We start from the raw sequence: 1832 nt of genomic DNA, 5'->3' as shown, positions 1-1832 counted from the left end.
GCCATGGTGCACGTCGAAATCGACGATGGCCACGCGCTCCAGCCCGTGCACCTCGAGCGCATGCCGCGCCGCAATGGCCACGTTGTTGAGGAAGCAGAAGCCCATGGCCTGTTCATAGCAGGCGTGGTGCCCGGGCGGGCGCACCGAGCAGAACGCGTTGTCGACCTCGCCCGCCATCACCGCGTCGGTGGCAGCAATGGCGGCGCCGGCGGCGCGGCGCGCAGCCAGCAGGGTGAAGCGGTTCAAAATGGTGTCGGGGTCGAGCTGCGCATGGCGGGGGCCGCCGGCCGGCTCGTCGGCCACCAGGCGCTGGTGCAGCGATTCAAGGTGTTCGAGGTGCGCCTCGCTGTGTGCGCGGGTGATCTGGGCCAGGGTGGCCAGCGGCACGTCGCGGTGTTCGAGGGCATCGCCCACGCCGGTGAGCAGCAGCCTGTCCTCGATGGCGTCGAGCCGTTCGGGACATTCGGGATGGCCCCGGCCCATGTCGTGCTTCCAGCAATCGCGATGTGTGAAGTAGCCGGTCTTGCCCATGTGTTTGCCGTGTCTCTGTCGTATCTAGACCTCACACGGCATGGGGCCGCGCAGTCTTACGGTATCGTTTGCATATGGATACAAATATGGACGTTGCTGCGAAGCTTGCCACTTTGCTGAGTCAGCTTAACACGGTGATCGTGGGCAAGGAGCCCCAGGTGCGCGACTGCGTGGCCTGCCTGCTCGCGGGCGGGCACCTGCTGATCGAGGATGTGCCGGGCGTCGGCAAGACCACCCTCGCCCATGCGCTGTCGCACACCTTCGGGCTGCAGTTTTCCCGCGTGCAATTCACTGCCGACCTGATGCCGGGCGACCTCTCGGGCGTGGCCATCTACGACCGGGGCCAGCAGGCCTTCGTCTTCCACCCCGGGCCGATCTTCGCGCAGGTGCTGCTGGCGGACGAAATCAACCGCGCCAGCCCCAAGACGCAGAGCGCGCTGCTCGAGGCCATGGAAGAAAAGCAGGTCACCATCGAAGGCGAGACGCGGCCGCTGCCCACGCCCTTCTTCGTGATTGCCACGCAGAACCCGCAGGACCAGCTCGGCACCTTCGCGCTGCCCGAATCGCAGCTCGACCGCTTCCTCATGCGCATCTCGCTGGGCTACCCCGACCGCGCCGCCGAACGCGAGCTGCTCTCGGGCGCCGACCGCCGCGAAATGCTGGCCACCCTGCCCGCGCTCCTGACAGCCGGCGAGCTCACGGCGCTGCAGCAGCGCGTGCAGCAGGTGCATGCGGCCGAGCCGCTGCTGAACTACGTGCAGGACCTGATCGCGGCCACGCGCTCCGGCCGCTGGTTCCTGCAGGGCCTCTCGCCGCGCGCCGGCATTGCCGTGCTGCGCGCCGCCAAGGCGCAGGCGCTGCTGGCCAACCGCAACTATGTTGCGCCCGACGACGTGCAGTCGATCCTGCCGCAGACCATTGCGCACCGCCTCACGCCGGTGGGCGACGCGGGCCGGGGCGCGGTGGAGCAGGTGCGCGCGATGATCGCGGACGTGCCGCTGCCGTGAAAACAAGCACGCCCGCCGGCCGCCGATGATCGCGTCGCTACGCTCGCGCATGGACGGCTGGTTCCTGTCGCGCCGGCCGCCTTCGGACACGCTCGAGCTCACGCAGCGCAACGTCTACATCGTGCCCACGCGCGCCGGCTGGACGCTGGGCGCCACGCTGCTGGTGCTGCTGATCGCGTCGATCAACTACCAGCTCAACCTCGGCTACCTGCTGACCTTCCTGCTCGCGGGCAGCGTGGCCGTGGGCATGCACGTGAGCCACGCCACGCTACGCGGCCTGGCCATGCACATGAT

The 1832-nt window shown here is 68.6% G+C and carries 2 protein-coding genes and 1 pseudogene; 2 read left to right on the top strand and 1 reads right to left on the bottom strand.

What is annotated here, in order from left to right; translation table 11 throughout:
• On the bottom strand, positions 1-531 hold a 531-nt coding region (locus AC1DOC_RS32100), incomplete at its 3' end, for an arginase family protein (RefSeq protein ID WP_478131378.1).
• A gap of 86 nt (positions 532-617) precedes the next feature.
• On the opposite strand from AC1DOC_RS32100, the gene AC1DOC_RS32095 reads away from it, so the two are divergent.
• Together AC1DOC_RS32095 and AC1DOC_RS32090 are read left to right on the top strand one after the other, a co-directional pair.
• Positions 618-1538, top strand: a complete 921-nt coding sequence (locus AC1DOC_RS32095) for an AAA family ATPase (RefSeq protein ID WP_012748474.1) — start codon at positions 618-620, stop codon at positions 1536-1538.
• 25 nt (positions 1539-1563) lie between these two features.
• Positions 1564-1832, top strand: a pseudogene (locus tag AC1DOC_RS32090) (DUF58 domain-containing protein); the annotation flags it as partial.

The sequence above is a fragment of the Variovorax sp. 01T439_2 genome (assembly GCF_056398445.1).
The sequence above is the reverse complement of the archived record's forward strand: the minus strand, read 5'-3'. Positions and strand labels throughout refer to the sequence as shown.

Excerpts from the sequence above, each read along its gene's own strand:
- AC1DOC_RS32095 (WP_012748474.1), top strand. The coding sequence starts at position 618 with ATGGACGTTGCTGCGAAGCTTGCCACTTTGCTGAGTCAGCTTAACACG.